We start from the raw sequence: 23,963 nt of genomic DNA on the forward strand, positions 1-23,963 counted from the left end.
GAAAAACAGTATTTCATGAAGCTCGGGGCTGTCTAGGAAACCCGGGGCGATTCAGTCACGTGAATTCCGGCGTGGCATCTTCTCGTCGACCGAGCAGGTCACTCTGGGGCTGGCGCCGGGTGCTCAAGCCATGCTAGCGCAAGCTGTGGCGCAGCCTCTGGGGCTGGATGCCGACGATCTGGGCGGTGTGCAGCTGAGCGTACGCTCGGCCATCCGCCACGGTCCTTTCGCGGGCGGCTGGCGCCTGCTGGGCGGGCGAGCGGATAGCGACCTGTCTCTGGATGGTAGTCTGCAGGAGGTTTCCCGCACGCTTCTGGGAGGCGCGCCGCTGATGCGTGCGCGCATGTCTCTGGAATTGTTCGGTGGCGTGGACGGGGAGTTGAGCAGCCCGCCTTTGAGCAGCCGGTTCGTGCGCGCGGATGGAGAGCCAGGGCATCACGGCCGAGGTGTCATTGCACAGGGAAACCGGGCCGTATCGCCTGTTGGCGCGGGCACCGGGGCTGTCGTTCAGCCTGGGCGAGAACAGGCGTCTGACGATGACGGAGCTGCGCATGCAGGCCCGGGGGGAACGCTTGCCGCAAGAGGGTTCGGAGATCCAGCCGGGCGAAGTGCATATCGCGCTGGACACTTTGAGCCTGTCGGATGAGTCCTCTCCGGAACGTGCTTTCGACCTGGGGAAGCTGCATTACCAGGTGGATCTGGCCGTGACAGGGGATTTCCTCGACCTGAATGCGCGGATCGGTGCGCAGACCCTGCGTACGGGGGACCAGGAACATGGTCCGGCGGACTACGATTTCTCGGCATCCCATCTGAACATTCCCGCGCTGCTGCAGATTCGCGAGCGATACCGTGCCTTGCAGGACGATCCGCAGATGGCGACCCAGCCTTTCGCCGTGCTGGGCGCTGTCGGTGAGCCGTTGCAGCAGTTACTGCAGCAGCAGCCTGTCTTCAAGGTCGATCGCCTGGCATTTCAGACTGCGGATGGACAGACCCAGGCCAGCGCCCGACTTGCCATGGGAGCGCTGGACCCGGCCGCGAGCGGCAACCTGCTGGCCATGCTGGGTCGTCTGGAATTGCAGGCGGAACTGAAGCTGCCCGAGGCTTTGGCATTGAGTCTTGCCGACCGGCGAGGGGCCTTCCCCGAGGAAGATGCCGGAGTGGCGCGCATGCGCATGCTTGCACAGCGTACGCAATTACAGCGTTTGGTGGATCAGGGCTATTTGGTGCGCGAGGATGGCCTGTTACATACCCGTGTGGAGATGCGTCAGGGCGCGATTATGCTCAATGGCAAGCCGCTGGGCGGCAATTCCTGAGGCTGACGCACCGCGGCATCAGTATCAATGCAGCGTGCGTGGCCCGACCAGGAAGAACTCGGGAATCTCGGCTTCGAAGCCAGTGCCGTCGTCGGCGACAAACTGGTAGCTGCCGCGCATGCTGCCGAAGGCCGTGGGCAACGGGCAGCCACTGGAGTACTCGAACTCTTCGCCCGGCGCCAGTTCGGGTTGCTCGCCCACCACACCTTCGCCGCGCACTTCTTCCACATTGCCCACGGCATCCGTGATCACCCAGTGGCGGGAGAGCAGCTTCACGCCGACGCTGCCCTCGTTGCGTATGTTGACCTGGTAGGCGAAGACATAACGCTGCTCTTCGGGGTCTGATTGCTCGGGCAGATATTGCGGGCGGATGCTGATGCTGATCCGGTAGGGCTGGGATGGCATCGGAAGATCTCCGGGGGTTACTCGGGGAGGCGGGATGGTAGCGCGGCAGCGATGTCGGTGGCCAGACGGGCCAGTGCCTCGCTCTGTGCGGCGACAACGGCCGGCGCATTGCCGGAACCCGTGCTGACGCGATACTCACTGTTGCGCTCGGGCCCGCTGCGTTTGCCGACGATCACACGCCAACGCGCGCGCAGCACGGTTTCACCATGGATGTCGCTGTCGAACTGCAGTATTTCCAGCGGTACGGAGACCGCCGGGACATCGTTCAGCGCCCAGGGATGGGCCTGCAGCCGTTGTGGTGTCAGGCTGCGGGCGAGATTCTCACGCAGCACGCGCAGGAAATTCACGTCCAGCGGCTCGACCCAGCGGTCGTTTTCCGCCAGACGCAGGCTGCCTGCATTCTCGCGGCGCACCAGCGGACGGTGGTCGAGATAGGGAGGCCATGTCAGCGGGCCGATGCCGAGGTTGTAGGGCAGCGTCTGGGCACCGTTTGCGGGAGTCGTTTGCGCGCTGAGTTGGTGCAGGCGCAGCGGCTGTGGCGGCGTGGCGCTGCAGGCGGCAAGCAGCAGGCAGGCGATGGGCGGCAGGAGGCGCTTCATGGCTGGGGTTCCTTGCGGGCGGACTGGCGGCCGAAGAGCAGGGCGTCGGGCTGACGGGCCAGCATGTCGGAGAGTTCCTGCAGGGCGCGTGCGGCTTCGCGTAGTTCGCGCAGGGTCTGTTCGGTATTGTGCAAGGCCGGGGCGCCCTGGGCGATCAGCGTGTCCAAGGTGCCGACCGCGCGTTGCATCTGCTCGGCCATGGCACGCACGGCTTCGAGCGGTGCGCCGGCCTGATCCGCGACACCGGCGAATTTGTCGGCCGCGTCACCCACGCGTTCCATGTTGGCCTTGACGCTGGTGACGGTATCTTCCAGACCATCCAGCGTGGGGCCCAGGCGCTTGTCGAGGCTGGCTGTGAGCGCCTCAAGATTGGCCAGGGTGCGACTCATGCTGCGCATGGTCTGCTCGGTTTCCGGACTGTTGATGAACTGGCGCGCGGTGTTGGCGATGGCCGAGATGTCACCGAGCAGTTCTTCGATGTCCAGATGCTCCAGTTTCTGCGCGATTTCCTGCACGGGAGAGGGAATCGTGGGGATTTCGGGCAGGCGCTTGTTCGGGGCGCGATAGACCAGCGGCCGATCCGGGTAGAAATCCAGTTCGATGTAGAGCAGACCGGTGAGCAGGCTTTGCGAGGCCAGACGCGCGCGCAGGCCACGGTTGATGAGGCTGATCGGGTCCGGTGCATCTTCCCCCACGTCGCTGCCATTGCTATTCAGCAGGCGGAGGGAGGTTCCTTCGACGACGACCGGGATCAGCAGCTGGCTGTGGGTGTCGTCATAGCGCAGGTCGATGCGTTTGACGTTACCGATCTGCACGCCGCGGAACACTACCGGGGCGCCAACCTGCAGCCCGTACACCGAGCCCTCGAAGTACATCACGTAGGTTGGGCGCTTCTGGAACAGGCCGTGCCCCGTGAAAAGAAAGATACCGGCCACGAGCAGAGCCATCGCGCCGAGCACGAAGATGCCGATGGTGGTGGGATTGGCGCGCTGGCTCATGCGTCTTCTCCGCGGGCTAGAAAGTGGCGCACCAGGGCGGAGCCGTGCTGCGCAAGATGATGAGGGTTGCCACTGGCAGTCATGGTCCGGCTTTCGGCGTCGAGGAAGATGGCCTGATCGGCCACGGCGAAGATGCTGGCCAGTTCGTGGGTCACGAGCACGATGGTCGAGCCCAGGCTGGCACGCAGTTCCAACAGCAGTTCATCCAGGCGGCGCGCGCTGAGCGGGTCCAGTCCGGCCGAGGGTTCGTCGCAGAACAGGATATCCGGATTCAGCGCCATGGCGCGCGCCAGGCCCGCGCGCTTTTTCATGCCTCCGCTGATTTCCGCAGGATAATGGTTTTCAAAGCCCGAAAGGCCGACCAGTGCCAGCTTGACCGCTACGATCTCTCGGATTGCCGCCGCGGGCAGATCGGTGAATTCTTCCAGTGGCAAAGCGATGTTTTCCGCCAGGGTCAGCGAGCTCCACAGTGCGCCGCCCTGGAACAATACGCCGCTGCCGCGCTTGAGTGCATCCTGGCGCGTTTCGTCTGCTGCCCAGTAATCCTCGTCGCCACCATAGAGGATGCGTCCGGCGGCTGGTTGCTGCAGGCCTATCAGATGGCGCAGCAGCGTGCTCTTGCCGCAGCCGCTGCCGCCCATGATGACGAAGATCTGGCCGCGCGGGATGTCGAAGTCCAGATCCTGCTGGATTACCCGGCCATCGTAGGCCATCGTCAGGCCGCGTACGGAGAGGGCTGGCGTATCCATGGCTCAGATCCCCATGCGCTGGAACATGATGGTCAGAATGGAGGCGGACACGGTGATCAGCAGGATGGAAGTGACTACCGCCGAAGTGGTGGCTTCCCCCACGGCTTGTGCGCTGCGCCCGCACTGCATGCCGCGCAGGCAGCCGGCAAAGGCCACCAGCGCGCCATATACCGTGCCCTTGAGCATGCCGATGAGGATGTGCGTCCAGGAGAGCGCCAGCATGGTCTCGTTGAAATACTCGCGTGCGCCGACGCCGAACACCGTGGTGGCGACCAGCATGCCGGCACCGATGCCGACCACGCCGGCATACAGCGTGAGCAGTGGCACCATCAGCAGCAGGGCCAGCAGGCGCGGCAACACCAGCACGTCGATGGGCGACAGGCCCAGCGTACGCAGCGCGTCGATCTCTTCATTGACCTGCATCGTGCCGATCTGTGCGGCGAAGGCCGCGCCGGTGCGGCCGGCGAGGATCACGCCGGTCATCAGCGCGCCGACCTCGCGCACCATGCCGATGGCGACCAGATCGGCGATGTAGATCTGAGCGCCAAACTGCGCGAGCTGGACTGCGCCCATGTAGGCCAGGATGGTGCCGACGAGAAAACTGATCAGCGAGGCGATGGGCAGCGCTCGCGGGCCGCAATCCTCCAGTAGCCAGAGAAAATCACGCCAGCGGAAATTGGCTCGCCCGCGCAACAGTCGTCCCAGGCCCTGCGAGACCTCGCCGATGAAATGGGCCGCCTGCGGCAGATCGGCCCACAGGCGCAGCGCGGTTTCGCCCAGGCGCTGGATGAAATGGCTGGTGTTGTCCTCGGGTTTTCCGGGCCGGGCCGGTACAGCCAGCGCCAGGGCAAGCAATCGCCCCAGGCCAGCGGGCAGGCCGTCGGCATCCAGTGCGATCTGTTGTGCCTGGCAATTGCGTGCGAGATGCAGCAGCCAGGCCAGCAAGGCGCCTTCGTTGTCTTCCAGCGCTTCTTCTGCCAGCAGGCGAACCTGCTTGCAACCTGCCAGTCCGGGTTGTGCCGGCAAGGTCTGCTGCCAATGCCAGGTGCCGGCACAACGCAGCACGAGCGTATCCACGTCAGGTTGAAGGTCGATACGCGCGGACTGGTTGGGCATGTTTCCGGCTCCGCAAGGCTCAGCCGCTGTTGCGTAGCCCGGCGGCCACGCCGTTGATCGAGAGCAGGATGCCACGGCGTACGCGGTCGTCCTGGTCGCCTTCACGATAGCGGTGCAGCAGCTCGACTTGCACGTGGTTGAGCGGATTGAGGTAGAGCAGGCGATTCTGGATCGAGCGCGCCAGCAGCGCGTTGCCTTCGGCCAGGGCTTTCTGGCCGGTGAGCTCCAGCAGCACCTCGACGGTGATCTCCCATTCGGCCTTGATGCGCGCAAAAATGCTGGTGCGCAGGGCTTCGTCGCGCACCAGCTCGGCGTAGCGCGAGGCGATGGCCAGGTCGCTCTTGGCGAGCACCATGTCCATGTTGGCGAGCTGGGTGGCGAAGAAGCTCCATTCGCGGTTCATTGCCTGCAGCAGCTTCATGCCTTCGTCGCCATGCCTGGCGAGGAATGACTTCACCGCGCTGCCGAAGCCGAACCAGCCCGGCAGCATCACGCGGGCCTGAGCCCAGGAGAACACCCAGGGGATCGCGCGCAGATCCTCGATGGACGTGCTCTTCTTGCGCGAGGCCGGACGCGAGCCGATGTTCAGGTTGGCGATTTCGGAGATAACCGTGGATTCCCAGAAATACTGCTCGAAGCCCGGGGTGTCGTAGACCAGATCGCGGTAGGTCTTGAATGCGTCCTCCGAGAGCTCATCCATCGCGGCCAAGTATTCCGAGCAGGGGGCTGCTTCTGGATGCGCCAGCAGCGTGGCTTCCAGCGTTGCGGCGGCCAGCACTTCGAGGTTGCGGCGGCCGACCTCGGGGTTGGAGTACTTGGAGGCAATCACTTCGCCTTGTTCAGTCAGGCGGATCTGTCCTTGTACAGCACCACCCGGCTGGGCGAGGATGGCCTGGTAGCTGGGGCCGCCGCCACGGCCTACGGAACCGCCGCGGCCGTGGAACAGCCGCAGGCGCACGCCATGGCGCCTGAATACTTCGACCAGCTGAATCTCGGCCTTGTAAAGTTCCCAGCCGGAGGTCAGGAAACCGCCGTCCTTGTTGGAATCGGAATAGCCGAGCATGCATTCCTGCGCTTCGTCACGCGAGGCCACGAGCTGGCGATAGGCCGGGATCGAAAGGATGCGGTCCATCGTGGCGGCTGCGTTCTGCAGGTCACCGATGGTTTCGAACAGCGGGATGATATTGACGTCCAGCTTGCCCTCGTGCGGGCGCAGCAGGCCGACTTCCTTGAGCAGTACGGCGAGCTCCAGCATGTCGGAGACCCCGTCGGTCTTCGAGATGATGGCGTTCTGTACACAGTCGGGCCCGTAGATGCGGTGGGCTTCCGCGATGGCGCGGAAGATCGCCAGCTCGCCGGTGGTCTCCTCGCTGTATTGCACGCAGGGGGAGGACAGCGGGCGCGGCGTGGACAGTTCGCGCAGCAGCAGCGCGATGCGCGCTTCTTCATCCAGGGCGAGGTAACCAGTGCCGGGTTGGGCCGCTTCGAGCAACTCGGCGACCGTGCGTTCGTGTACGTCGGAATTCTGGCGTACATCAATGCTGGCCAGATGGAAGCCGAACACGCAGCTGGCGCGTTGCAGCTCGCGCAGCTTGCCGTGCGCGAGTGCTGGCGAGCAATGCTTGAGCAGCGAGTCGTGGATGACGTTCAGATCGGTACTGAACGCCGCGGCGTCCGGGTAGGGTTCTGCTTCGGCAGCGGGCAGGCGGCCGATGGGTTGCAGGCCCAGCTTGCGCGCCGTGGCCCACAGGCGGGCATGGATGCCGCGCATGGCGCGCCGGTAGGGTTCGTCCGCCGTGTGTGCCGAGCGATAAGGGGAGGCGTCAGCCAGCGTTTGCACTTCAGGGCTGACCTTGACCAGTGCGCTGGAGAGCGACAGCCGCGTGGCCAGCCGGTTGGCTTCGTCGATGTAGAAATTGAACGCGACCTGGGCCTGCATCTTCAGTGCCCGGCGCAGGACGTCAGCGGTCACGAAGGGGTTGCCGTCGCGGTCGCCGCCGATCCAGCTGCCCATGCGCAGGAAGGACGGCAGATCCACATGCTCGCCGCTGCCACCGCGAGCGCTCAGACGATCTTCGAGGCGGGCATACAGACGCGGCAATTCGCGCAGGAAGGTGTAATCGTAGAACGACAGCCCGTTGGCGATCTCGTCGACCACCGACAGTTTGGTGAGACGCAGCATACGCGTTTCCCACAGCAGCAGGATCTCGCGCTTGAGGGCTTCCTCGTTTTCCTCAAACTCTTCCGGCGTGAGCTGCATGCGGTCACGTTCGTCGAGCAATTGTGCGATGCGCAGCTGACAGTTGAGGATGCTCTTGCGCTGTACTTCCGTAGGGTGTGCCGTGAGCACGGGGCGGATCATCGCCGTGGCGAAGAATTCCTTGAGTTGATCTTCACCCAGGCCAGCCTCGCCGGCCAGATCCAGCGCATGTACCAGGCTACCTTCACGGGCTGCGGAGCCCGCACGCTGATGGGAGCGTGAACGGCGGATGTGATGCTGATCCTCTGCGATGTTGGAAAGCTGCGAGAAGAAGCTGAAGGCACGCACCACGTTCAGCGTGTCTGCGTGTTCCAGCTCCCGCAGCATGGCTTCCAGTACCTGGCGGGCCTCGTGATCGTCGTCACGATGGAAACGCACTGAAGTCTGGCGGATGTGTTCGATGAGATCGAATACCGGCTCGCCTTCCTGAGCGCGTACGGTATTGCCGAGAATGCGGCCGAGCAGGCGGATGTCATCGCGCAGCGGGGTGTCCTTGTCTTGTTCCTGGGGGATGTTCATGCTGCTTCCTGGGTAGGGGCGGAGGGGGATTGGCTGGCTGAATATATCAGGAGGGCGGCAGCTTGGGGCGTGCTATCCTTCCTGCCAAGCAAGCATCATTCCGCCTCATTCTGGCATTCCATTCCCATCATGAACGACACCTCGGTCGCCATTCCCGGCCTCGAGCCGGCTCTTGCCCCCTTGCGTGCTCCCGAGCGCATCGTGATCGCCACACGTGAGAGCCGGCTGGCGCTTTGGCAGGCCGAGCATGTGAAGGTGCGTCTGGAGGCCGTCTGGCCTGGTTGCCTTGTGGAGCTGCTGGGCATGACCACGCGGGGTGATCAGATACTGGATCGTTCCCTGTCCAAAGTGGGCGGCAAAGGGCTGTTCGTCAAGGAACTTGAGGCTGCATTGGCCGATGGTCGCGCCGATATTGCCGTGCATTCGATGAAGGATGTACCGGCGCAGATGCCGGAAGGTTTCGCACTGATTGCCACGCTGGCGCGCGAGACGCCTCTCGATGCTTTCGTCTCCAGTCGTTACGAGAGTCTGGCCGACATGCCGCCCGGTGCTGTCGTGGGTACCTCCAGTTTGCGCCGCGAGGCGCAGATCCATGCGCTGCATCCGTATCTTGGGGTTTCTCCCTTGCGTGGCAATCTCGATACGCGATTGCGGAAGCTGGATGAAGGCCAGTTCGACGCGATCATTCTGGCGGCAGCCGGCCTTCGCCGACTGGGGCTGGGTGCTCGCATCCGCAGCCTGCTGTCGGCGGATGAAAGCCTGCCCGCTGCCGGGCAGGGGGCTCTGGGTATCGAGGCCCGCGCGGACAGGCCAGAAGTGGCCGCCTGGCTGGTGCCGCTGGTGGATCCTGTAACGGCCCGCTGTGTAGCGGCCGAGCGTGCAGTCACGCAGACGCTGGATGGCGGTTGCGATGTGCCGTTGGGCGCATTCTGCGAGCAGAACCCGGATGGCTCTCTGTTCCTGCGTGCTTTCGTCGCCAGTCCCGATGGCAGCCGCTGTGTGCGCGCACAGGCTGTGGGGCAGGCGGATGACGCCCAGTCGCTCGGCCGGAATGTCGGGCTGGAATTGCTGGTTTCCGGTGCGGATCGTATCCTCGCCGAATTGCGTGGCTGAGCCATGGCGGCCTTGGCGGGGCAGCTCGTCGCGCTTACCCGGCCGCGCGAACAGATCGAGCCGCTGGCCCTGAGGCTGGAAGCGCTTGGCGCACGCGTGCTGCGCTTGCCGCTTATTGAGATCGCACCGCCTGAGGCCCCTGAGTCCGTACGGGAGTTCGCGCCGCGCCTGGGGCAATTCGATCTGGCTTTCTTTGTCTCTCCGAATGCCGTGCGGCATGCGCTGGATCTGTTGCCACGTGCCCTGTGGCCTGCGACCTTGCGTGTGGCCGCTGTCGGGCCAGGGACGGCGCGCGCACTGCAGGAACATGGCTTCTGCGATGTGATCGTGCCCGCGAGCGGTTTCGATTCCGAATCGGTCCTGGCTTTGCCAGCCTTTGCCGACGAGGCCGTGGCCAGGCGCCGTATGCTGATCTTGCGGGGCAATGGTGGTCGCGAGCTGTTGGCCGACAGCTTGCGCCAGCGTGGCGCGGAGGTTGAATTGCTCGGATGCTATCGGCGCCGCGCCGCGCCGGTGAATGTACCGGTTTTGTTGTCTCTGCTTGCGCGGGGCGAACTGGCCGCGATGGTGTTTTCCAGCAGCGAGGCAGTGGGTTTTCTGGCCGAAGCCTTGGGTGGCGAGGCCAGGGGATTGTTTTCCCGTCTGCCCTTGTTCGCTTCGCATCCGCGCATCGCCGAGGCGTTGCGGATGCATGGCGGCAGCGAGATCGTGCTGACGCAGCCGGGCGACGACGGTGTCTGTGCCGCATTGCTTGCCCGTCTTGGCCGACCCTGAATCGGCGGTGCATCGGGTAAGATTCGCCCCATGGACGAGAACGACAAGATTTCCGCCGTGCCCCCCATGCTGCCGGCACCTGTCGCACCCCCCTTGAGGCGCCTGCGTACCGACCGTATCCTGCTGGTTGTTGCCTTGGTGGGTGTTGGGCTGCTGGGCTGGCAAACTTATGACGCGCGCAGTCGCTTGAGCGACCTGCAAGGCGAGGTGGCGCGCAAACTGGCCGAGGGGGATGGTGCACTGAGCGAGATCCGCCTGGCCACGCGCAAGGCACAGGAAGACCTGGCCGGATTGCAGGGCAAGCTCGGGCTGGTGGATGCGAAGGTGAGCGAGGCCCAGGGCCAGTACGCATCGCTTGAAACCCTGTATGCGGAATTTTCGCGCGCCCGCGACGAGCGCCTGCTGACCGAAGTCGAACAGGCGGTTCAGATCGCCGATCAACAGCTGCAGTTGGCCAGCAATGTGCCGGCTGCCCTGGCGGCTCTGCAAAGTGCGGATGCGCGCTTGGCCCAGCTGGACCAGGCCCGCTTCCTGCCTGCGCGCAAGCTGCTGGCTCGCGATATCGAACGCCTGCGTGCGTTGCCGCTGGCCGATGTTCCCAGCGTGGCGCTGCAGCTCGAAACCATGATGGGACGCATCGAACACTTGCCGCTGGCCTTCGAACGCGCCGTGCCGCTCCGTCCTGAAACTGCTCAGTCCGCGCCTGCTGCTGCGGCATCTCCCGTGGCCGAAGCACCTGGCTGGATCGGCCGTCTGGCAAATGAGTTCTGGCGTGATTTCCGTGACCTGATCCGCATCGAACGCATGGATGGCGCGGCGCCGGTGCTATTGGCGCCGGAGCAGGCGGTCTATCTGCGCGAACACTTGCGTCTGCGTCTGCTGTCGGCGCGCCTTGCGCTGCTGCAACGCGAGGGCAAGCTGTTCTCCGAGGATGTGCGTCAGTCGCGACTGTGGCTGCAGCGTTATTTCGACGTGAAGGCACGTTCGGTGAGCGATACGCTGGCCGAACTGGAGCGGTTGGAATCTTCACGGCTGAGCATGAAACTGCCCACGCTTGATGATACGCAGGCGACTCTGCGTGGCCTCAAGCTCAGCAGTAACAGGCGTTGAGGGTGGCCATGCGGAGCATTCTCTGGCTGATCGGCCTGTTCGCCCTGGCTGTGGTGATGATCGTCGCGGCCCGTTACAACGAGGCGTATGCACTCATCGTATGGGCCCCGTATCGCGTGCAGGTTTCCCTGAACCTGGTGATCCTGGTGGCGGCTGCGGTGTTCCTGCTGACCTATTACCTGTTGCGCCTGGTGCGCCGGGCATTCGAATTGCCGCAGGAAGTCAGCGCCTTCAGGGCGCGGCGGCGTGAAAAGCAGGCTCAGCGTGCGCTGGCGGACGCGCAGCGTTTCTTCATCGAGGGGCGTTACGGTCAGGCCTACCGTCAGGCCGAGAAGGCCTGGTCGGCATTGACCCGGCCCGCGATGGCCGCCTTGCTGGCGGCGCAGTCTGCCCATGCCTTGCGTCAGACCGAGAAGCGCGATGCCTGGCTGGTCAAGGCGGCCGAGGACGAAGGTGACACGCGCATGGCCCGGCTGGTGCTGGAGGCCGAGATGGCGCTGTCCGAGCGGGACTTCGAGACGGCAGCCATGCGTATCGAGACTTTGCGTGACGGTGGCCATCGCCATATTGCCGTACTGCGTCTGGCCTTGCAGGCAGAGCAGGGGCGGGGGCGTTGGGCCGAGGTGGCGCGTATCGCGCGTAGCCTGCGCAAGGTCGGAGCCTTGACTCCGGAGCAGGCCGCACCGTTGCTGCGTCGTGCACTGATCGAGCAATTGCGCGATGCAGAAGGCGATCTCGGGGCGCTGGAACGTGTCTGGCAGAGCCTGCCGGAAATCGAGCGCCAGGATAGCGGCCTGTTGTTGCGCGCATTGCCGCGTCTGCTCGACGCGGGAGATCGGAGATTGGCGGCCGAAGCCATCGAGAGCCAACTGGCGCGGGACTGGGAGCCTGAACTGGCTGCGCTTTATGGCCGTTGCGAGACGGATGATCTGCGTCGCCAACTGGCCATTGCCGAAGGGTGGCTCAAGCAACACCCCGACGATGCGGATCTGCTCATGAGCCTGGGCCGGCTGTGCCTGCGTGCCCAACTCTGGGGCAAGGCGCAGAGCTATTTTGAGGCATCGCTGTTCCTCTTGCCCACGCGTGCTGCACATCTGGAGCTGGCGCGTCTGGCCGAACGCTTGGAGCGCGTGGATGACGCGCAGCGGCATTACCGCCTGGCCGCATCGCTGGGAGCTTGAGGTGAATGCCGTGATTCCGCGCCGTCTGGCCCTGAGTGTGCAATATGCCATGCGTGACGAGGCTCAGCCCGAGCGTGCGCTGATACGGCGTTGGGTCCGTGCCGTGGAGCCCGGTGCAGCGCAGATCGCGATCCGTTTCGTGGATGCTGACGAGGGGCAATCCTTGAATGCGGCCTATCGCGGCAAGGACTATGCAACCAACGTGCTTTCCTTCCCGTACGAAACCGAGCCCGTGCTGATGGGCGATCTGGTGTTGTGCTGGCCAGTCGTGCTGACGGAAGCTGCAGCACAAGGCAAGCCTGTCGAAGCCCACGTGGCGCACCTGATCGTGCACGGCGTGCTGCATCTTCAGGGCTGGGAACATGAAGAAGATAGCGAAGCCGAGGCCATGGAACAGGAAGAGCGCACGATTCTTGCTGATCTCGGCTACCCTGATCCTTACGCCAACGACGGGACGTAGTGCAGCATTTCCTGCTGTCACGCCCTTGAAAGACAATGGACCCTGCGAGTAGTCGCCCCAGCATGCTTGACCGCCTCTCTTCCCTGCTCACACGCGAGCCAGGTGACAGAGATGCTTTCCTGGAACTGCTGCACTCGGCCTTCGAGCGCAAGATCTTCGATGCCGATGCCTTGGGCATCATCGAAGGCGCGTTGGAAGTTGCCGATATCCCGGTGCGTGACGTGATGGTGCCGCGTGCTCAGATCGAGGTGATCCATATCGATGATCCTCTGGACGCGATCATCGATTTCGCCATCCAGACCGGACACTCCCGTTTCCCCGTGGTCGGTGAGGGCAAGGACGACGTGCTGGGTATCCTGCTGGCCAAAGATCTCCTGGCTGTTTTTCGCAATCCGGATCGCGAGCTTCGCGGCTTGTTGCGACCAGCCACCTTCATTCCGGAATCCAAGCGCCTGAACGTGTTGCTGCGGGAGTTTCGTGTCAGTCGCAATCACATGGCGCTGGTCGTTGACGAGTATGGGGGGATGGCGGGGCTGGTCACCATCGAGGATGTGCTCGAGCAGATCGTCGGCGACATCGAGGATGAATACGACTTCGACGAACATGCTGACGATATCGTGCCGGTCACGGGCGAGCGCTGGCGCGTCTGCGCGGTTACGGAAATCGAGGATTTCAACGCGTTTCTGGGCTGCAGGCTGCCGCAGGAGGATGTCGATACCGTTGGTGGGCTGGTGCTCAAGCACTTCGGACGTGTGCCGGTGCGCGGGGAAATGGTCGAGGTCGCGGGTTTCCGTTTCAAGGTGCTGCGCGCCGATCACCGGCGACTCTATTCTCTGGTCGCCGAACGTTTGCCGTCGCCTGACGGTGTCGGTGGCTGAACCTTCCCTGTACGATCCTGTCCAGCCAGAACCCGCGTGCCCCTAAGGGAGCCACGCGAGTGGCAAGGTGCGCCTTCTGTTTGACTGCGTCCTTGCGATGTCATCACGCTGACATGCGGTGGTGTCATAGGTCTCCGCTATGGTCGATGTTGTTCCATTAAATTGGCCCTATCGACCATGCTGTCAGTAATATCACTCCCGTCATCTGACTTAACTGACAACCAACTCATGGAGGTTCTGCTCATGTCCTACATCAATTCCGAAGTGAAGCCGTTCAAGGCTACCGCCTTCCACGCTGGCAAGTTCATCGATGTGACCGAAGCCGACCTGAAGGGCAAGTGGTCCGTGGTGTTCTTCTACCCGGCCGACTTCACCTTTGTGTGCCCGACTGAACTGGGGGACCTGGCTGACAACTACGCCGAGTTCAAGAAGCTGGGCGTCGAGATCTACTCGGTGTCCACCGATACGCACTTCACCCACAAGGCCTGGCATGACACTTCGGATACGATCAAGAAGATTGCCTATCCGATGATCGGCGATCCGACCGGCGCGATCACCCGCAACTTCGGTGTGTATATCGAGGAAGCTGGCCTGGCCGATCGTGGCACCTTCGTGATCGATCCTCAGGGCAAGATCCAGATCGTTGAAATCAATGCCGGCGGCATCGGCCGTGACGCCCTGGAGCTGCTCCGCAAGGTCAAGGCTGCCCAGTATGTGGCAAGCCATCCGGGTGAAGTCTGCCCGGCCAAGTGGAAGGAAGGCGAAGCCACGCTGGCTCCGTCGCTGGACCTGGTCGGCAAGATCTGATGTCCTTCCGGCTGCGCGCCCGTCCGGGCGCGCAGCGAAGATCCGGCCGACATCGGCGGCCGGATCCGGCAGGAGTCGATCAAGCCCTCCAGCCCACAACGAGAGAAAGCCCCACGATCCGGCGCCGGATTGCACGAGCGCCCGGACGAAGCAAAGCCCGGCAAGGGCATCCCCAGCCCCAACATCTTCCAATCTCCGCCCGCCCAGGCGGAGCGGGCAAATTTTGACCAAAGAAAGAGCTGACAACATGCTGGACGCCAACATGAAGACCCAGCTGCAGGGGTATCTAACTCGCCTGCAGCATCCGATCGAACTTGTCGCTGCGCTCGATGACGGCGCCAAGTCTGTCGAAGTGCGTGAATTGCTCGAAGAGATCAAGGGGCTTTCCGACAAGATCAGTCTGCGCGAAGAGGCAGATGCAGGTGTCCGCAGACCCTCTTTCGTGGTGCAGCGTGTCGGTCAGTCGATGGGGATCCGTTTCGCAGGCATCCCGCTTGGTCATGAATTCACTTCGCTGGTGCTTGCCTTGCTGCAGGCGGGCGGGCATCCACCCAAGGTGGATGCCGAAGTGATCGAGCAGATCAAGGGCCTGTCGGGGCGGTATGAATTCGAAGTGTTCATCTCCTTGTCCTGCCACAACTGCCCGGATGTGGTGCAGGCCTTGAACCTGATGGCGGTACTCAATCCGAATGTCAGGGCCACGACGATCGATGGCGCGCTGTTCCAGGCGGAAATCGATGCTCGCCAGATCATGGGGGTGCCTACTGTTTTCCTGAATGGCCAACCCTTCAGTCAGGGGCGGATGACGCTGGAGGAAATCGTCGCCAAGCTCGACAGCGGAGCGGTTGCACGAGAAGCCGAAAAGATCAGCGCCAAGGCGCCATTTGATGTGCTGGTCGTCGGTGGTGGGCCTGCCGGTTCGGCCGCTGCGATCTATGCCGCGCGCAAGGGTATCCGGACCGGTGTGTTGGCCGAGCGTTTCGGTGGGCAGGTGATGGACACCTTGGGTATCGAGAATTTCATCTCGGTGAGGGCTACCGAAGGGCCCAAGCTGGCCATGGCGCTCGAAGAACACGTCAAGGAATACGGTGTCGATATCATGAACCTGCAGCGTGCGCAGGCCTTGAAGATGATCGACGGAGGGGTGGAAGTCACGCTGGAAAACGGTGCGGTGGTTAAGAGCAAGACGGTGGTGCTGGCCACCGGCGCCCGCTGGCGCAACATGAACGTGCCGGGCGAGGCAGAGTTCCGCACCAAGGGGGTGGCCTACTGCCCTCACTGTGACGGTCCGTTGTTCAAAGGCAAGCGTGTGGCCGTGATCGGAGGGGGTAATTCGGGCGTCGAGGCAGCGATCGATCTGGCAGGTATCGTGGCGCATGTCACTCTGCTGGAGTTCGACAGCCAGCTTCGTGCGGATGCGGTGTTGCAGAGCAAGTTGCGTAGCTTGCCGAACGTGACGATCATCACTTCGGCGCAGACGACCCAAGTTACCGGTACAGACAAGGTCAATGGTCTGAATTACAAGGATCGTGCCACGAGCGAAGTGCATCATCTCGCACTCGAAGGGATCTTCGTGCAGATTGGTCTGGTGCCGAATACCGACTGGCTGAAAGGCGTGATCAATCTGTCGCCGCGGGGAGAGATCGAGGTCGATGCCAAGGGGCAGACTTCCATGCCCGGCGTATTCGCCGCCGGCGATTGCACGACCGTACCGTACAAGCAGATCGTGATCGCGATGGGCGAGGGGGCAAAGGCTTCGCTGTCTGCCTTCGATCATCTGATCAGGCATTCGGTACCGGCTTGAACGCAGGAGAGGGGGCTCTGTTCGTCCTGTTCAAATAAGCTTTGACAGTCTGAAAACTGTCGCTATAATGCGCACCTCTTTAGGCGCGTAGCTCAGCTGGTTAGAGCACCACCTTGACATGGTGGGGGTCGTTGGTTCGAGTCCAATCGCGCCTACCAACGAACATGGAGAAGGATTAATGTTCCGAACTCGCACGACCTGGAATGCTTTCTAAGCGCTCTTGAGTCGCGCAGTGCTCTCTGTTTCGTTGATTGAAAAAAGTGCGCGGCTCTAGCCCGCACTTTTTTTTCGCCTGTACTTTCCGAGAAAGTCCGATATGCCCAATATCACACTCCCTGATGGATCTCAGCGTAGCTTCGAAGCCCCTGTGACGGTGGCGCAAGTGGCTGCTTCGATTGGTACTGGATTGGCCAAGGCAGCGTTGGCTGGCAGGGTGGATGGGAAGTCGGTAGATACTTCCTTCTTGATCGATCGGGATGTGTCGCTTGCAATCCTGACCGAGAAGGATGCGGATGGTCTGGAAGTCATTCGTCACTCTACGGCGCACTTGCTCGCCTATGCGGTCAAGGAGTTGTTTCCGGAGGCGCAGGTCACCATCGGTCCGGTGGTGGAAAACGGCTTCTATTATGATTTTGCGTATTCCCGCCCGTTCACGCCCGAGGATCTTGAGACCATTGAAAAGCGCATGGCGGAACTCGCGAAGAAGGATGTGCCGATCAGTCGCGAGGAGTGGGATCGTGATGAAGCGGTGAAGTTCTTTCTCGGGTTGGGCGAAAAATACAAGGCCGAGTTGATTGGAGCCATTCCGTCTGGCGAGACGATCTCGTTGTATCGCGAGGGCGAATTCATCGACCTTTGTCGCGGCCCGCACGTGCCTTCCACCGGCAAGCTGAAGCACTTCAAGTTGATGAAGGTGGCTGGCGCCTACTGGCGTGGGGATGCGAAGAACGAGCAGTTGCAGCGCATCTACGGTACGGCCTGGGCCAAGAAGGAAGAGCTGGATGCCTACCTGCACATGCTTGAGGAGGCTGAAAAGCGCGATCACCGGCGTGTCGGCAAGCTGCTGGATCTCTTTCACCTGCAGGATGAGGCGCCGGGGATGGTGTTCTGGCACCCGAAGGGCTGGACGCTGTGGCAGGTGGTTGAGCAATACATGCGTGCTCGCCTGAATACGGCGGGTTATCAGGAAGTGCGCACGCCGATGGTGATGGACCGTTCCCTGTGGGAGCGTTCCGGTCACTGGGAAAACTACCGTGACAACATGTTCACAACGGAGTCTGAGAAGCGCGATTACGCCGTCAAACCCATGAACTGTCCGGGGCATGTGCAGATATTCAATCATGGCCTGCGCTCCTATCGCGACCTGCCGCTGCGTCTGGCGGAGTTCGGCTCTTGTCATCGCAATGAGCCGTCGGGTGCGCTGCATGGGTTGATGCGTGTACGGGGCTTTGTGCAGGACGATGCGCATATCTTTGCGACCGAAGACCAGATCGAATCCGAAGCGATGGCCTTTGATGCTCTGCTGATGAGCGTCTACAAGGACTTCGGCTTCCATGACGTCGCCGTCAAGCTGGCGTTGCGTCCTGAAAAACGTGCCGGTTCCGACGAAATCTGGGGCAAGGCCGAGGCCGGTTTGCGTGCTGCACTCAAGGCGTCCGGCAAAGAGTGGGAGGAACTGCCGGGTGAGGGGGCGTTCTATGGCCCCAAGATCGAATATCACATCAAGGATGCGTTGGGGCGCTCCTGGCAGTGCGGTACGCTGCAGCTCGATTTCGTGCTGCCCGAACGCCTGGATGCGGAATATGTGGCCGAGGACAACACGCGCAAGCGGCCGGTGATGCTGCATCGCGCGATCCTGGGTTCCCTGGAGCGCTTCATCGGCATCCTGATCGAAAACCACGGTGGAGCCTTCCCTTTGTGGCTTTCCCCGGTGCAGGCTGTGGTGATGAACATCTCGGAAGCACAGGCTGATTATGCAGAGGATCTCGCGGCGCGGCTGCGCGAAGCAGGCTTCCGTGTTGAAGCAGATTTGCGGAACGAGAAGATTAATTATAAAATCCGCGAACATAGCCTGCAGAAGCTGCCTTATCTGCTGGTTGTCGGCAATAAGGAAAAAGAAACCGGCAAGGTCGCCATACGTGCTCGGAGCGGCCAAGATCTGGGGCAGATGTCCTTCACGGAATTGGTCGAGCGCTGGCAAGGCGAGCGGGATAGTCGCCAAGCCGGGGCTTAGTTTTTGTCATTTTGGAGATTGCAGCCATAGCTCAGGAAAAGAACGCGCATCGCCTCAACCGGGAAATTGGTGTTCCCGAAGTGCGATTGGTCGGAGAAGACGGCGAACAGCTCGGTATCGTATCCACCCAGCAGGCGTTGGTAATGGCCGAGGAAGCCGGTGTTGATCTGGTAGAGATCGCACCACAAGCCAAACCTCCCGTTTGCCGGATCATGGATTACGGCAAGTTCAAGTACCAGGAGCAGAAGCGCGCTCACGAAGCGAAGCAGAAGCAGAAGCAGAAGCAGAAGCAGATCCAGGTCAAGGAAATCAAGCTGCGCCCAGGGACGGACGAGAATGATTACCAGATCAAGATGCGCAATATGACTCGCTTCCTTGAGGAAGGCGACAAGGTCAAAGTGACGTTGAGGTATCGTGGCCGAGAGATGGCGCACCAGGAGTTCGGCATTCGCCAACTGGAGCGTATCAAGGCCGATTTGGGTGACACCATCGTGGTTGAGCAGTTTCCGAAGCTGGAAGGTCGCCAACTGATCATGGTCGTGGCGCCAAAGAAGAAGTCCTGATTGGTTTGCCGCAAGGCGGGGGCGCAGCAGCCCTGGTTTCAGCTGCTGCAAAACAAGTGGTGCCTTGGTTGTTGAAGTGCCCCGACGGGGCCACCGGGTTCCACATCTAATATTGTTGGAGTTAGCAATGCCGAAGATGAAGACCAAGAGCGGCGCCGCCAAGCGCTTCAAGGTTCGCTCCGGTGGTAGCATCAAACGCTCGCAAGCGTTCAAGCGCCACATCCTGACCAAGAAGACCACCAAGTCCAAGCGTCAATTGCGTGGCGTGACCGGTGTGCATGACACCGATACCGCACGCATCCACGCAATGATGCCTTACGCTTGATTCAGGAAGGAGATATAACATGCCTCGCGTTAAACGTGGTGTAACGGCTCGCGCCCGTCACAAAAAAGTCCTCGACAAGGCCAAGGGTTACCGCGGCCGCCGCAAGAACGTATATCGCATCGCCAAAGAAGCGGTGATGAAGGCCGGGCAGTATGCCTACCGTGACCGTCGTCAGCGCAAGCGCCAGTTCCGTGCTCTGTGGATTGCGCGTATCAACGCAGCCGCCCGTGAGCTTGGCCTGACCTACAGTCGTTTCATGAATGGCCTGAAGAAGGCTGCGATCGAAGTAGACCGCAAGGTGCTGGCCGATCTGGCCGTGTTTGACAAGCCCGCTTTTGCGGCGCTGGCCAATCAGGCCAAAGCACAGCTCGGCGCTTGAGCTGTTGCGAAGGAAAAAAGGAGGCGCATGCCTCCTTTTTTTGTTTGCGGATCACCTTTTGATGATCCGACTGAATTCAAGTGGGTGTGGGCGTGGATAACCTCGATCAACTGCTCAGTCAGGCAACTGCCGCTTTTTCCGCGTCGGCAGACATCAATGCACTGGAGCAGGCCAAGGCGGTCTTTCTGGGAAAGAGCGGCAGCGTCACCGAGTTGCTCAAAGGGCTGGGCAAGCTGGATCCGGATGAGCGCAAGCGTGCCGGGGCGGAAATCAACCGTTGCAAGGCGGCAATCGAGCAGGCGCTCGAGGCGCGCCGTGAGGCCCTGCGTGCGGCCCAGCTCGAGCTCCAGTTGGCGGCCAAAGCACTGGATGTCACTCTGCCGGGCCGGGGGCGTGGCAGGGGTGGTTTGCATCCAGTGGTACGGACGCAGGAGCGTTTCGAGACGCTTTTTCGCTCGATCGGTTTTGAAGTAGCTGATGGCCCTGAGATTGAGGAAGACTGGTTCAACTTCACTGCATTGAATACGCCGGAAAAGCATCCCGCTCGCTCGATGCATGACACCTTCTATATCGAAGGCGTGCAGGATGTGTTGCTGCGGACGCATACTAGTCCGGTGCAGATTCGCAGCATGCAGGCCCATGCGACCCGCTACAAGGATGCAGAAGTGATGCCCGATCTGCGCATCATCGCACCGGGCCGTGTCTATCGTGTTGATTCCGACGCTACGCATTCGCCGATGTTTCATCAGGTCGAAGGTCTGTGGGTGGGCGAAAATATCTCGTTCGCCGGTCTGAAAGGCGTGATTGTCGATTTCCTGCAGCGTTTCTTCGAAACGGACGAGATGCAGGTACGTTTTCGGCCGTCGTTTTTCCCGTTTACCGAACCTTCAGCCGAGATCGATTTCGCTTTCATGAGCGGTCCGAACAAGGGGCGCTGGCTGGAAATAGCAGGTTGCGGCATGGTGCATCCGAATGTGTTGCGCAATGGCGGTGTAGATCCCGCGCGCTACACGGGGTTCGCCTTTGGAATGGGGCTCGATCGTCTGGCCATGCTGCGCTACGGCGTCAACGATCTGCGTCTGTTCTTCGATAACGATCTGCGTTTCCTTGCCCAATTCCAGGATTGACCGATCATGCAGTTCTCCGAAAGTTGGTTGCGTACCCTTTGTAATCCGTCGCTCGATTCCGAGGCCCTGTGCCATCTTCTGACTATGGCCGGCCTTGAGGTTGAGGAGGTCGAGCCTGTCGCCCCGCCGTTCTCCGGAGTGGTGGTGGGGCAGATCGTTTCCTTCGAGAAACATCCGAATGCAGACAAGTTGAAGGTTTGTCGTGTCGATGTTGGTGCGGACGAGTTGCTGCAGATCGTCTGTGGAGCCCCGAACGTGGTGGAAGGCATGAAGGCACCGTGCGCGTGCGTAGGTGCCAAACTGCCAGGATTCGAGATCAAGGCCGCCAAGCTGCGGGGGCTGGAGTCCTTCGGCATGATGTGTTCGGCTAGCGAGCTTGGCCTGAGCCAAGATCATGATGGTTTGCTGGCGCTTCCGGAAGACGCACCGGTCGGCGCCGATATCCGTAGCTATCTCGATCTGGATGATCGCAAGATCACCATCAAGCTCACACCCAATCGTGCGGACTGCCTCAGTCTGGCGGGGGTGGCGCGCGAACTTGCTGCACTCACCGATACGCCCTTGCAGGCCATTGTCACGCCGGATGTTCCGGTAGGGCATGAACGGCAACGCAAAGTGCATCTGGATGCGCCCCTAGCCTGTCCGCGTTATCTGGGGCGTGTGATTACTGGTGTCAATGCGCAAGCTGACACGCCTGAATGGATGCGCGAGCGTCTGGCGCGTTCTGGTCTGCGAAGCATCAGTGCTGCCGTGGATATCACCAACTACGTGATGCTGGAGTTGGGGCAGCCACTACATGCTTTCGATAATGGGCTATTGCAAGGTGACATCCATGTACGCCATCCGCAACCAGGCGAAAAGCTGGTGCTGCTGAATGGTGATGAGGTGACGCCTGCTGCGGATATGCTGTTGGTTGCCGATGAAGGCCGCCCTTTGGCGCTGGCCGGCATCATGGGTGGGGAGAATAGTGGGGTGACTGATGCCACCACCGAAATCTTCCTTGAGTCTGCATTCTTTCATCCGGATGCCATCGTTGGCCGTGCGCGGATCCTCGGTTTTTCCTCGGACGCCTCGCATCGTTTTGAACGTGGAGTTGACTTTGCACTGCCGGCGCAAGCGATGGAGCGCGCGACGGCGCTGATTTTGGGTATCTGTGGTGGTGTTGCCGGATCGGTGTTCGAGGCGATTGAGCGCGAACAGCTGCCGCAGCGCCAGATCGTACCTTTCCGTCCCGAGCGTGCGCGAAAACTGCTGGGGTTCAATATCGCGGACGACGCAATGCATGCGGCCCTGGCGCGCCTTGGGATGCAGGTAAAGGCCAGTGTCGGGGGCTTGGAGGTGACTCCGCCGAGTTATCGTTTCGATATCAACATCGAGGAGGATCTGGTCGAGGAAGTTGCCCGTATACACGGCTATGACAGCATTCCTGCCTGCCCTCCCGTCGGGCCGGCGCACATGCTGCCCAGCAGTGAGTTTACGCGCCCCGCGCATCGTGCGCGACGTGCGCTGGCTGCCCTGGATTACCAGGAAATCATCAGCTACGCCTTCGTTGACGAAGCTTGGGAACGTGACTTTGCTGCCAACGAAGCCCCCATCCGTCTGGCTAATCCGATTGCCAGCCAGATGAGTGTCATGCGCTCCACTTTGTTGGGAGGCTTGATCGGAGCCTTGGCTGGCAATCTGCGTCGTCGTGCGCCACGCGTGCGTTTGTTTGAATTGGGTCGCTGTTTCCGGAAGGATGAGACCTTTGTGACCGGCTACGCCCAACCAGTGCGCCTTGCTGGGCTAGCCTGGGGAACAGCTGAGCCCGAGCAGTGGGGGCAGGCTGCGCGCAGTGTCGATTTCTTCGACGTCAAGCATGATGTGGAGATTCTGCTGGCAGGGCGGGCGCAGTTCGTCGCTGCACGCCATCCGGCGCTGCATCCGGGCCGCTGTGCAGAAGTGAAATTGGGGGCAGATGTGATAGGTGTCCTTGGCGAACTGCATCCAGCTTTGGTACAACGCTATGGGCTTGGAGCCGCACCCATGGTGTTCGAGCTTGAGCTTGACGCAGTACTGAGTACCCGGCTGCCGCAGGCCCAGGATATTTCCCGGCAACCAGTGGTCCAGCGGGATCTCGCACTGGTATTGCGCAACGAGATAAGTGCCGACTCCCTGCGAGGAACGCTGGAAGCGGCCGGAGGAGAATATCTGCGTTCCGTAACCTTGTTCGACGTCTACTCGGGCAAGGGTGTAGAGCCCGGATTCCGAAGTATTGCGTTGCGTGTAGTGCTTCAGCACACTGAACGCACGCTGGAGGAGGCCGAGATCGAGGCCTGCATGCGCGGCCTTGTGGCTGCCGTGGAGCAACAGTTGGGAGGGCGTCTTCGTGCCTGAAGCAAGCAGAAGTTCGACTATGACATTGACAAAGGCCGAGCTGGCTGAGCTGTTGTTCGAGCGAGTGGGCCTCAACAAGCGTGAGGCCAAGGATATGGTCGAGGGGTTCTTCGAGGAGATCCGTAATGCGCTGGCTCGTGGAGAGGACGTGAAACTTTCCGGCTTCGGCAACTTCCAACTGAGGGATAAACCCCAGCGACCAGGGCGCAATCCCAAAACAGGGGAAGAGATCCCGATTTCCGCACGGCGGGTGGTGACCTTCCATGCCAGCCAAAAACTCAAGACCGTGGTTGAACAACTGAGCGATGGACAATCAGCTTGAAGACATCGGTGAACTGCCGCCCATTCTCGCCAAGCGTTATTTCACGATTGGCGAGGTGAGCGAACTGTGTGGCGTCAAGCCGCACGTGTTGCGATACTGGGAGCAGGAGTTCACCCAGCTTAAGCCTGTCAAACGACGCGGCAATCGTCGGTACTACCAGCGGCACGAGGTGCTGTTGGTGCGTCGTATCCGCGAGTTGCTCTACAACGAAGGCTTCACGATCAGTGGAGCTCGTAACCGTCTTGAGGAGTACCAGATCCTCAAGCGTGAGAATGATGAAATCGTGGCCAAAGGGAAGGCCAGCAACACTCAGGTCCGTGCAGAATTGGAAGCAATCCTGGAAATTCTGCGCCAGCCTTGATTGCAGCGTGTACATGCAAATTTAGAAAAACCTGCTATAATGGTTCTTCTGTGTCGGGGCGTAGCGCAGCCTGGTAGCGCACTTGCATGGGGTGCAAGGGGTCGCGAGTTCGAATCCCGCCGCCCCGACCAATAAAAAAAAGCCATCCAATCGGGTGGCTTTTTTGTTGTCGGCGGGTTTGCTGATTTTGC

The 23,963-nt window shown here is 61.4% G+C and carries 23 protein-coding genes, 2 tRNA genes and 1 pseudogene; 20 read left to right on the plus strand and 6 right to left on the minus strand.

Annotation, left to right across the window (positions count from 1 at the left end):
* Positions 1–49: 49 nt before the first annotated feature.
* Both BGI27_RS18885 and BGI27_RS11690 read left to right on the plus strand, forming a co-directional pair.
* Positions 50–391 (plus strand): annotated as a pseudogene (locus tag BGI27_RS18885) (DUF945 family protein); the annotation flags it as partial.
* Positions 392–419: 28 nt separating this feature from the next.
* Entirely contained in the window at positions 420–1,313 is an 894-nt protein-coding gene (locus BGI27_RS11690; protein ID WP_095525049.1) for a DUF945 family protein, read from the plus strand.
* Between the two features lie 24 nt (positions 1,314–1,337).
* Here BGI27_RS11690 and apaG read toward each other — a convergent pair whose 3' ends face one another.
* The 6 genes from apaG to ppc are packed head-to-tail and all read right to left on the minus strand — an operon-like array spanning position 1,338 to position 7,959.
* A complete protein-coding gene (gene apaG, locus BGI27_RS11695; protein WP_095525050.1) occupies positions 1,338–1,718 on the minus strand; it encodes a Co2+/Mg2+ efflux protein ApaG in 381 nt (126 codons plus the stop codon).
* A gap of 17 nt (positions 1,719–1,735) precedes the next feature.
* Positions 1,736–2,317 carry a PqiC family protein gene (locus BGI27_RS11700; RefSeq protein WP_095525051.1) on the minus strand — a complete coding sequence of 194 codons (582 nt, stop codon included), beginning with the start codon at positions 2,315–2,317 and terminating at the stop codon, positions 1,736–1,738.
* A complete protein-coding gene (locus tag BGI27_RS11705; RefSeq protein ID WP_095525052.1) occupies positions 2,314–3,315 on the minus strand; it encodes an MlaD family protein in 1,002 nt (333 codons plus the stop codon). The genes BGI27_RS11700 and BGI27_RS11705 overlap by 4 nt, the downstream gene beginning before the upstream one ends.
* The gene (locus tag BGI27_RS11710; RefSeq protein ID WP_223871771.1) at positions 3,312–4,064 is read right to left on the minus strand and encodes an ABC transporter ATP-binding protein; all 753 of its coding nucleotides are present in this window, start codon (positions 4,062–4,064) and stop codon (positions 3,312–3,314) included. The genes BGI27_RS11705 and BGI27_RS11710 overlap by 4 nt, the downstream gene beginning before the upstream one ends.
* A 3-nt stretch (positions 4,065–4,067) precedes the next feature.
* Complete coding sequence (locus BGI27_RS11715) at positions 4,068–5,180, minus strand: MlaE family ABC transporter permease (protein ID WP_095525054.1); 1,113 nt, start codon at positions 5,178–5,180, stop codon at positions 4,068–4,070.
* A gap of 19 nt (positions 5,181–5,199) precedes the next feature.
* On the minus strand, positions 5,200–7,959 hold the full coding sequence (ppc, locus tag BGI27_RS11720; protein WP_095525055.1) for a phosphoenolpyruvate carboxylase: 2,760 nt from the start codon (positions 7,957–7,959) through the stop codon (positions 5,200–5,202).
* Positions 7,960–8,088: 129 nt separating this feature from the next.
* On the opposite strand from ppc, the gene hemC reads away from it, so the two are divergent.
* The 18 genes from hemC to BGI27_RS11810 all read left to right on the plus strand — a co-directional run bounded on the left by hemC (position 8,089) and on the right by BGI27_RS11810 (position 23,903).
* Entirely contained in the window at positions 8,089–9,072 is a 984-nt protein-coding gene (gene hemC / locus BGI27_RS11725; protein WP_095525075.1) for a hydroxymethylbilane synthase, read from the plus strand.
* 3 nt (positions 9,073–9,075) lie between these two features.
* Positions 9,076–9,846: a uroporphyrinogen-III synthase gene (locus BGI27_RS11730; RefSeq protein ID WP_095525056.1), complete on the plus strand. Its 771-nt coding sequence runs from the start codon at positions 9,076–9,078 to the stop codon at positions 9,844–9,846.
* Positions 9,847–9,876: 30 nt separating this feature from the next.
* Entirely contained in the window at positions 9,877–10,956 is a 1,080-nt protein-coding gene (locus tag BGI27_RS11735; protein WP_095525057.1) for a uroporphyrinogen-III C-methyltransferase, read from the plus strand.
* Positions 10,957–10,964: 8 nt separating this feature from the next.
* The gene (locus tag BGI27_RS11740) at positions 10,965–12,137 is read left to right on the plus strand and encodes a heme biosynthesis HemY N-terminal domain-containing protein (protein ID WP_095525076.1); all 1,173 of its coding nucleotides are present in this window, start codon (positions 10,965–10,967) and stop codon (positions 12,135–12,137) included.
* On the plus strand, positions 12,091–12,597 hold the full coding sequence (gene ybeY, locus BGI27_RS11745; protein WP_095525058.1) for an rRNA maturation RNase YbeY: 507 nt from the start codon (positions 12,091–12,093) through the stop codon (positions 12,595–12,597). Before BGI27_RS11740 ends, ybeY begins: the two co-directional genes overlap by 47 nt.
* 62 nt (positions 12,598–12,659) lie before the next feature.
* The gene (locus tag BGI27_RS11750; protein WP_420886928.1) at positions 12,660–13,475 is read left to right on the plus strand and encodes an HlyC/CorC family transporter; all 816 of its coding nucleotides are present in this window, start codon (positions 12,660–12,662) and stop codon (positions 13,473–13,475) included.
* A 243-nt stretch (positions 13,476–13,718) separates the two neighbouring features.
* Positions 13,719–14,282 (plus strand): alkyl hydroperoxide reductase subunit C, encoded by a 564-nt coding sequence (gene ahpC / locus BGI27_RS11755; protein WP_095525060.1) that lies wholly within the window; start codon positions 13,719–13,721, stop codon positions 14,280–14,282.
* A gap of 247 nt (positions 14,283–14,529) precedes the next feature.
* Entirely contained in the window at positions 14,530–16,086 is a 1,557-nt protein-coding gene (gene ahpF, locus BGI27_RS11760) for an alkyl hydroperoxide reductase subunit F (protein WP_095525061.1), read from the plus strand.
* Positions 16,087–16,167: 81 nt separating this feature from the next.
* Positions 16,168–16,244: transfer RNA gene (locus BGI27_RS11765), tRNA-Val, on the plus strand.
* A 158-nt stretch (positions 16,245–16,402) separates the two neighbouring features.
* Complete coding sequence (gene thrS / locus BGI27_RS11770; protein WP_095525062.1) at positions 16,403–18,319, plus strand: threonine--tRNA ligase; 1,917 nt, start codon at positions 16,403–16,405, stop codon at positions 18,317–18,319.
* A gap of 11 nt (positions 18,320–18,330) precedes the next feature.
* The gene (infC, locus tag BGI27_RS11775; RefSeq protein WP_223871772.1) at positions 18,331–18,882 is read left to right on the plus strand and encodes a translation initiation factor IF-3; all 552 of its coding nucleotides are present in this window, start codon (positions 18,331–18,333) and stop codon (positions 18,880–18,882) included.
* Positions 18,883–19,009: 127 nt separating this feature from the next.
* On the plus strand, positions 19,010–19,207 hold the full coding sequence (gene rpmI / locus BGI27_RS11780) for a 50S ribosomal protein L35 (RefSeq protein ID WP_095525063.1): 198 nt from the start codon (positions 19,010–19,012) through the stop codon (positions 19,205–19,207).
* A gap of 19 nt (positions 19,208–19,226) precedes the next feature.
* Positions 19,227–19,586, plus strand: a complete 360-nt coding sequence (gene rplT, locus BGI27_RS11785) for a 50S ribosomal protein L20 (RefSeq protein WP_095525064.1) — start codon at positions 19,227–19,229, stop codon at positions 19,584–19,586.
* A 92-nt stretch (positions 19,587–19,678) separates the two neighbouring features.
* Complete coding sequence (locus tag BGI27_RS11790) at positions 19,679–20,713, plus strand: phenylalanine--tRNA ligase subunit alpha (RefSeq protein WP_095525078.1); 1,035 nt, start codon at positions 19,679–19,681, stop codon at positions 20,711–20,713.
* A 6-nt stretch (positions 20,714–20,719) separates the two neighbouring features.
* A complete protein-coding gene (pheT, locus tag BGI27_RS11795; RefSeq protein WP_095525065.1) occupies positions 20,720–23,089 on the plus strand; it encodes a phenylalanine--tRNA ligase subunit beta in 2,370 nt (789 codons plus the stop codon).
* A 19-nt stretch (positions 23,090–23,108) separates the two neighbouring features.
* Positions 23,109–23,411, plus strand: a complete 303-nt coding sequence (locus BGI27_RS11800; protein WP_095525066.1) for an integration host factor subunit alpha — start codon at positions 23,109–23,111, stop codon at positions 23,409–23,411.
* Positions 23,395–23,772, plus strand: a complete 378-nt coding sequence (locus BGI27_RS11805; protein ID WP_095525067.1) for a MerR family transcriptional regulator — start codon at positions 23,395–23,397, stop codon at positions 23,770–23,772. Before BGI27_RS11800 ends, BGI27_RS11805 begins: the two co-directional genes overlap by 17 nt.
* Positions 23,773–23,826: 54 nt before the next feature.
* Positions 23,827–23,903: transfer RNA gene (locus BGI27_RS11810), tRNA-Pro, on the plus strand.
* The last annotated feature ends 60 nt before the right edge of the window (positions 23,904–23,963 follow it).

Origin of the sequence: Candidatus Dactylopiibacterium carminicum, from assembly GCF_014736495.1 — a bacterium.
In the GTDB taxonomy this organism is placed as follows: domain Bacteria; phylum Pseudomonadota; class Gammaproteobacteria; order Burkholderiales; family Rhodocyclaceae; genus Uliginosibacterium; species Uliginosibacterium carminicum.

What these genes read in the sequence shown, in the direction of transcription:
- BGI27_RS11690 (WP_095525049.1), top strand. Translation starts at nt 420, where the DNA reads ATGGAGAGCCAGGGCATCACGGCCGAGGTGTCATTGCACAGGGAAACC.
- apaG (WP_095525050.1), bottom strand. Translation starts at nt 1,718, where the DNA reads ATGCCATCCCAGCCCTACCGGATCAGCATCAGCATCCGCCCGCAATAT.
- BGI27_RS11700 (WP_095525051.1), bottom strand. Translation starts at nt 2,317, where the DNA reads ATGAAGCGCCTCCTGCCGCCCATCGCCTGCCTGCTGCTTGCCGCCTGC.
- BGI27_RS11705 (WP_095525052.1), bottom strand. Translation starts at nt 3,315, where the DNA reads ATGAGCCAGCGCGCCAATCCCACCACCATCGGCATCTTCGTGCTCGGC.
- BGI27_RS11710 (WP_223871771.1), bottom strand. Translation starts at nt 4,064, where the DNA reads ATGGATACGCCAGCCCTCTCCGTACGCGGCCTGACGATGGCCTACGAT.
- BGI27_RS11715 (WP_095525054.1), bottom strand. Translation starts at nt 5,180, where the DNA reads ATGCCCAACCAGTCCGCGCGTATCGACCTTCAACCTGACGTGGATACG.
- ppc (WP_095525055.1), bottom strand. Translation starts at nt 7,959, where the DNA reads ATGAACATCCCCCAGGAACAAGACAAGGACACCCCGCTGCGCGATGAC.
- hemC (WP_095525075.1), top strand. Translation starts at nt 8,089, where the DNA reads ATGAACGACACCTCGGTCGCCATTCCCGGCCTCGAGCCGGCTCTTGCC.
- BGI27_RS11730 (WP_095525056.1), top strand. Translation starts at nt 9,076, where the DNA reads ATGGCGGCCTTGGCGGGGCAGCTCGTCGCGCTTACCCGGCCGCGCGAA.
- BGI27_RS11735 (WP_095525057.1), top strand. Translation starts at nt 9,877, where the DNA reads ATGGACGAGAACGACAAGATTTCCGCCGTGCCCCCCATGCTGCCGGCA.
- BGI27_RS11740 (WP_095525076.1), top strand. Translation starts at nt 10,965, where the DNA reads ATGCGGAGCATTCTCTGGCTGATCGGCCTGTTCGCCCTGGCTGTGGTG.
- ybeY (WP_095525058.1), top strand. Translation starts at nt 12,091, where the DNA reads ATGACGCGCAGCGGCATTACCGCCTGGCCGCATCGCTGGGAGCTTGAG.
- BGI27_RS11750 (WP_420886928.1), top strand. Translation starts at nt 12,660, where the DNA reads ATGCTTGACCGCCTCTCTTCCCTGCTCACACGCGAGCCAGGTGACAGA.
- ahpC (WP_095525060.1), top strand. Translation starts at nt 13,719, where the DNA reads ATGTCCTACATCAATTCCGAAGTGAAGCCGTTCAAGGCTACCGCCTTC.
- ahpF (WP_095525061.1), top strand. Translation starts at nt 14,530, where the DNA reads ATGCTGGACGCCAACATGAAGACCCAGCTGCAGGGGTATCTAACTCGC.
- thrS (WP_095525062.1), top strand. Translation starts at nt 16,403, where the DNA reads ATGCCCAATATCACACTCCCTGATGGATCTCAGCGTAGCTTCGAAGCC.
- rpmI (WP_095525063.1), top strand. Translation starts at nt 19,010, where the DNA reads ATGCCGAAGATGAAGACCAAGAGCGGCGCCGCCAAGCGCTTCAAGGTT.
- rplT (WP_095525064.1), top strand. Translation starts at nt 19,227, where the DNA reads ATGCCTCGCGTTAAACGTGGTGTAACGGCTCGCGCCCGTCACAAAAAA.
- pheT (WP_095525065.1), top strand. Translation starts at nt 20,720, where the DNA reads ATGCAGTTCTCCGAAAGTTGGTTGCGTACCCTTTGTAATCCGTCGCTC.
- BGI27_RS11800 (WP_095525066.1), top strand. Translation starts at nt 23,109, where the DNA reads ATGACATTGACAAAGGCCGAGCTGGCTGAGCTGTTGTTCGAGCGAGTG.
- BGI27_RS11805 (WP_095525067.1), top strand. Translation starts at nt 23,395, where the DNA reads ATGGACAATCAGCTTGAAGACATCGGTGAACTGCCGCCCATTCTCGCC.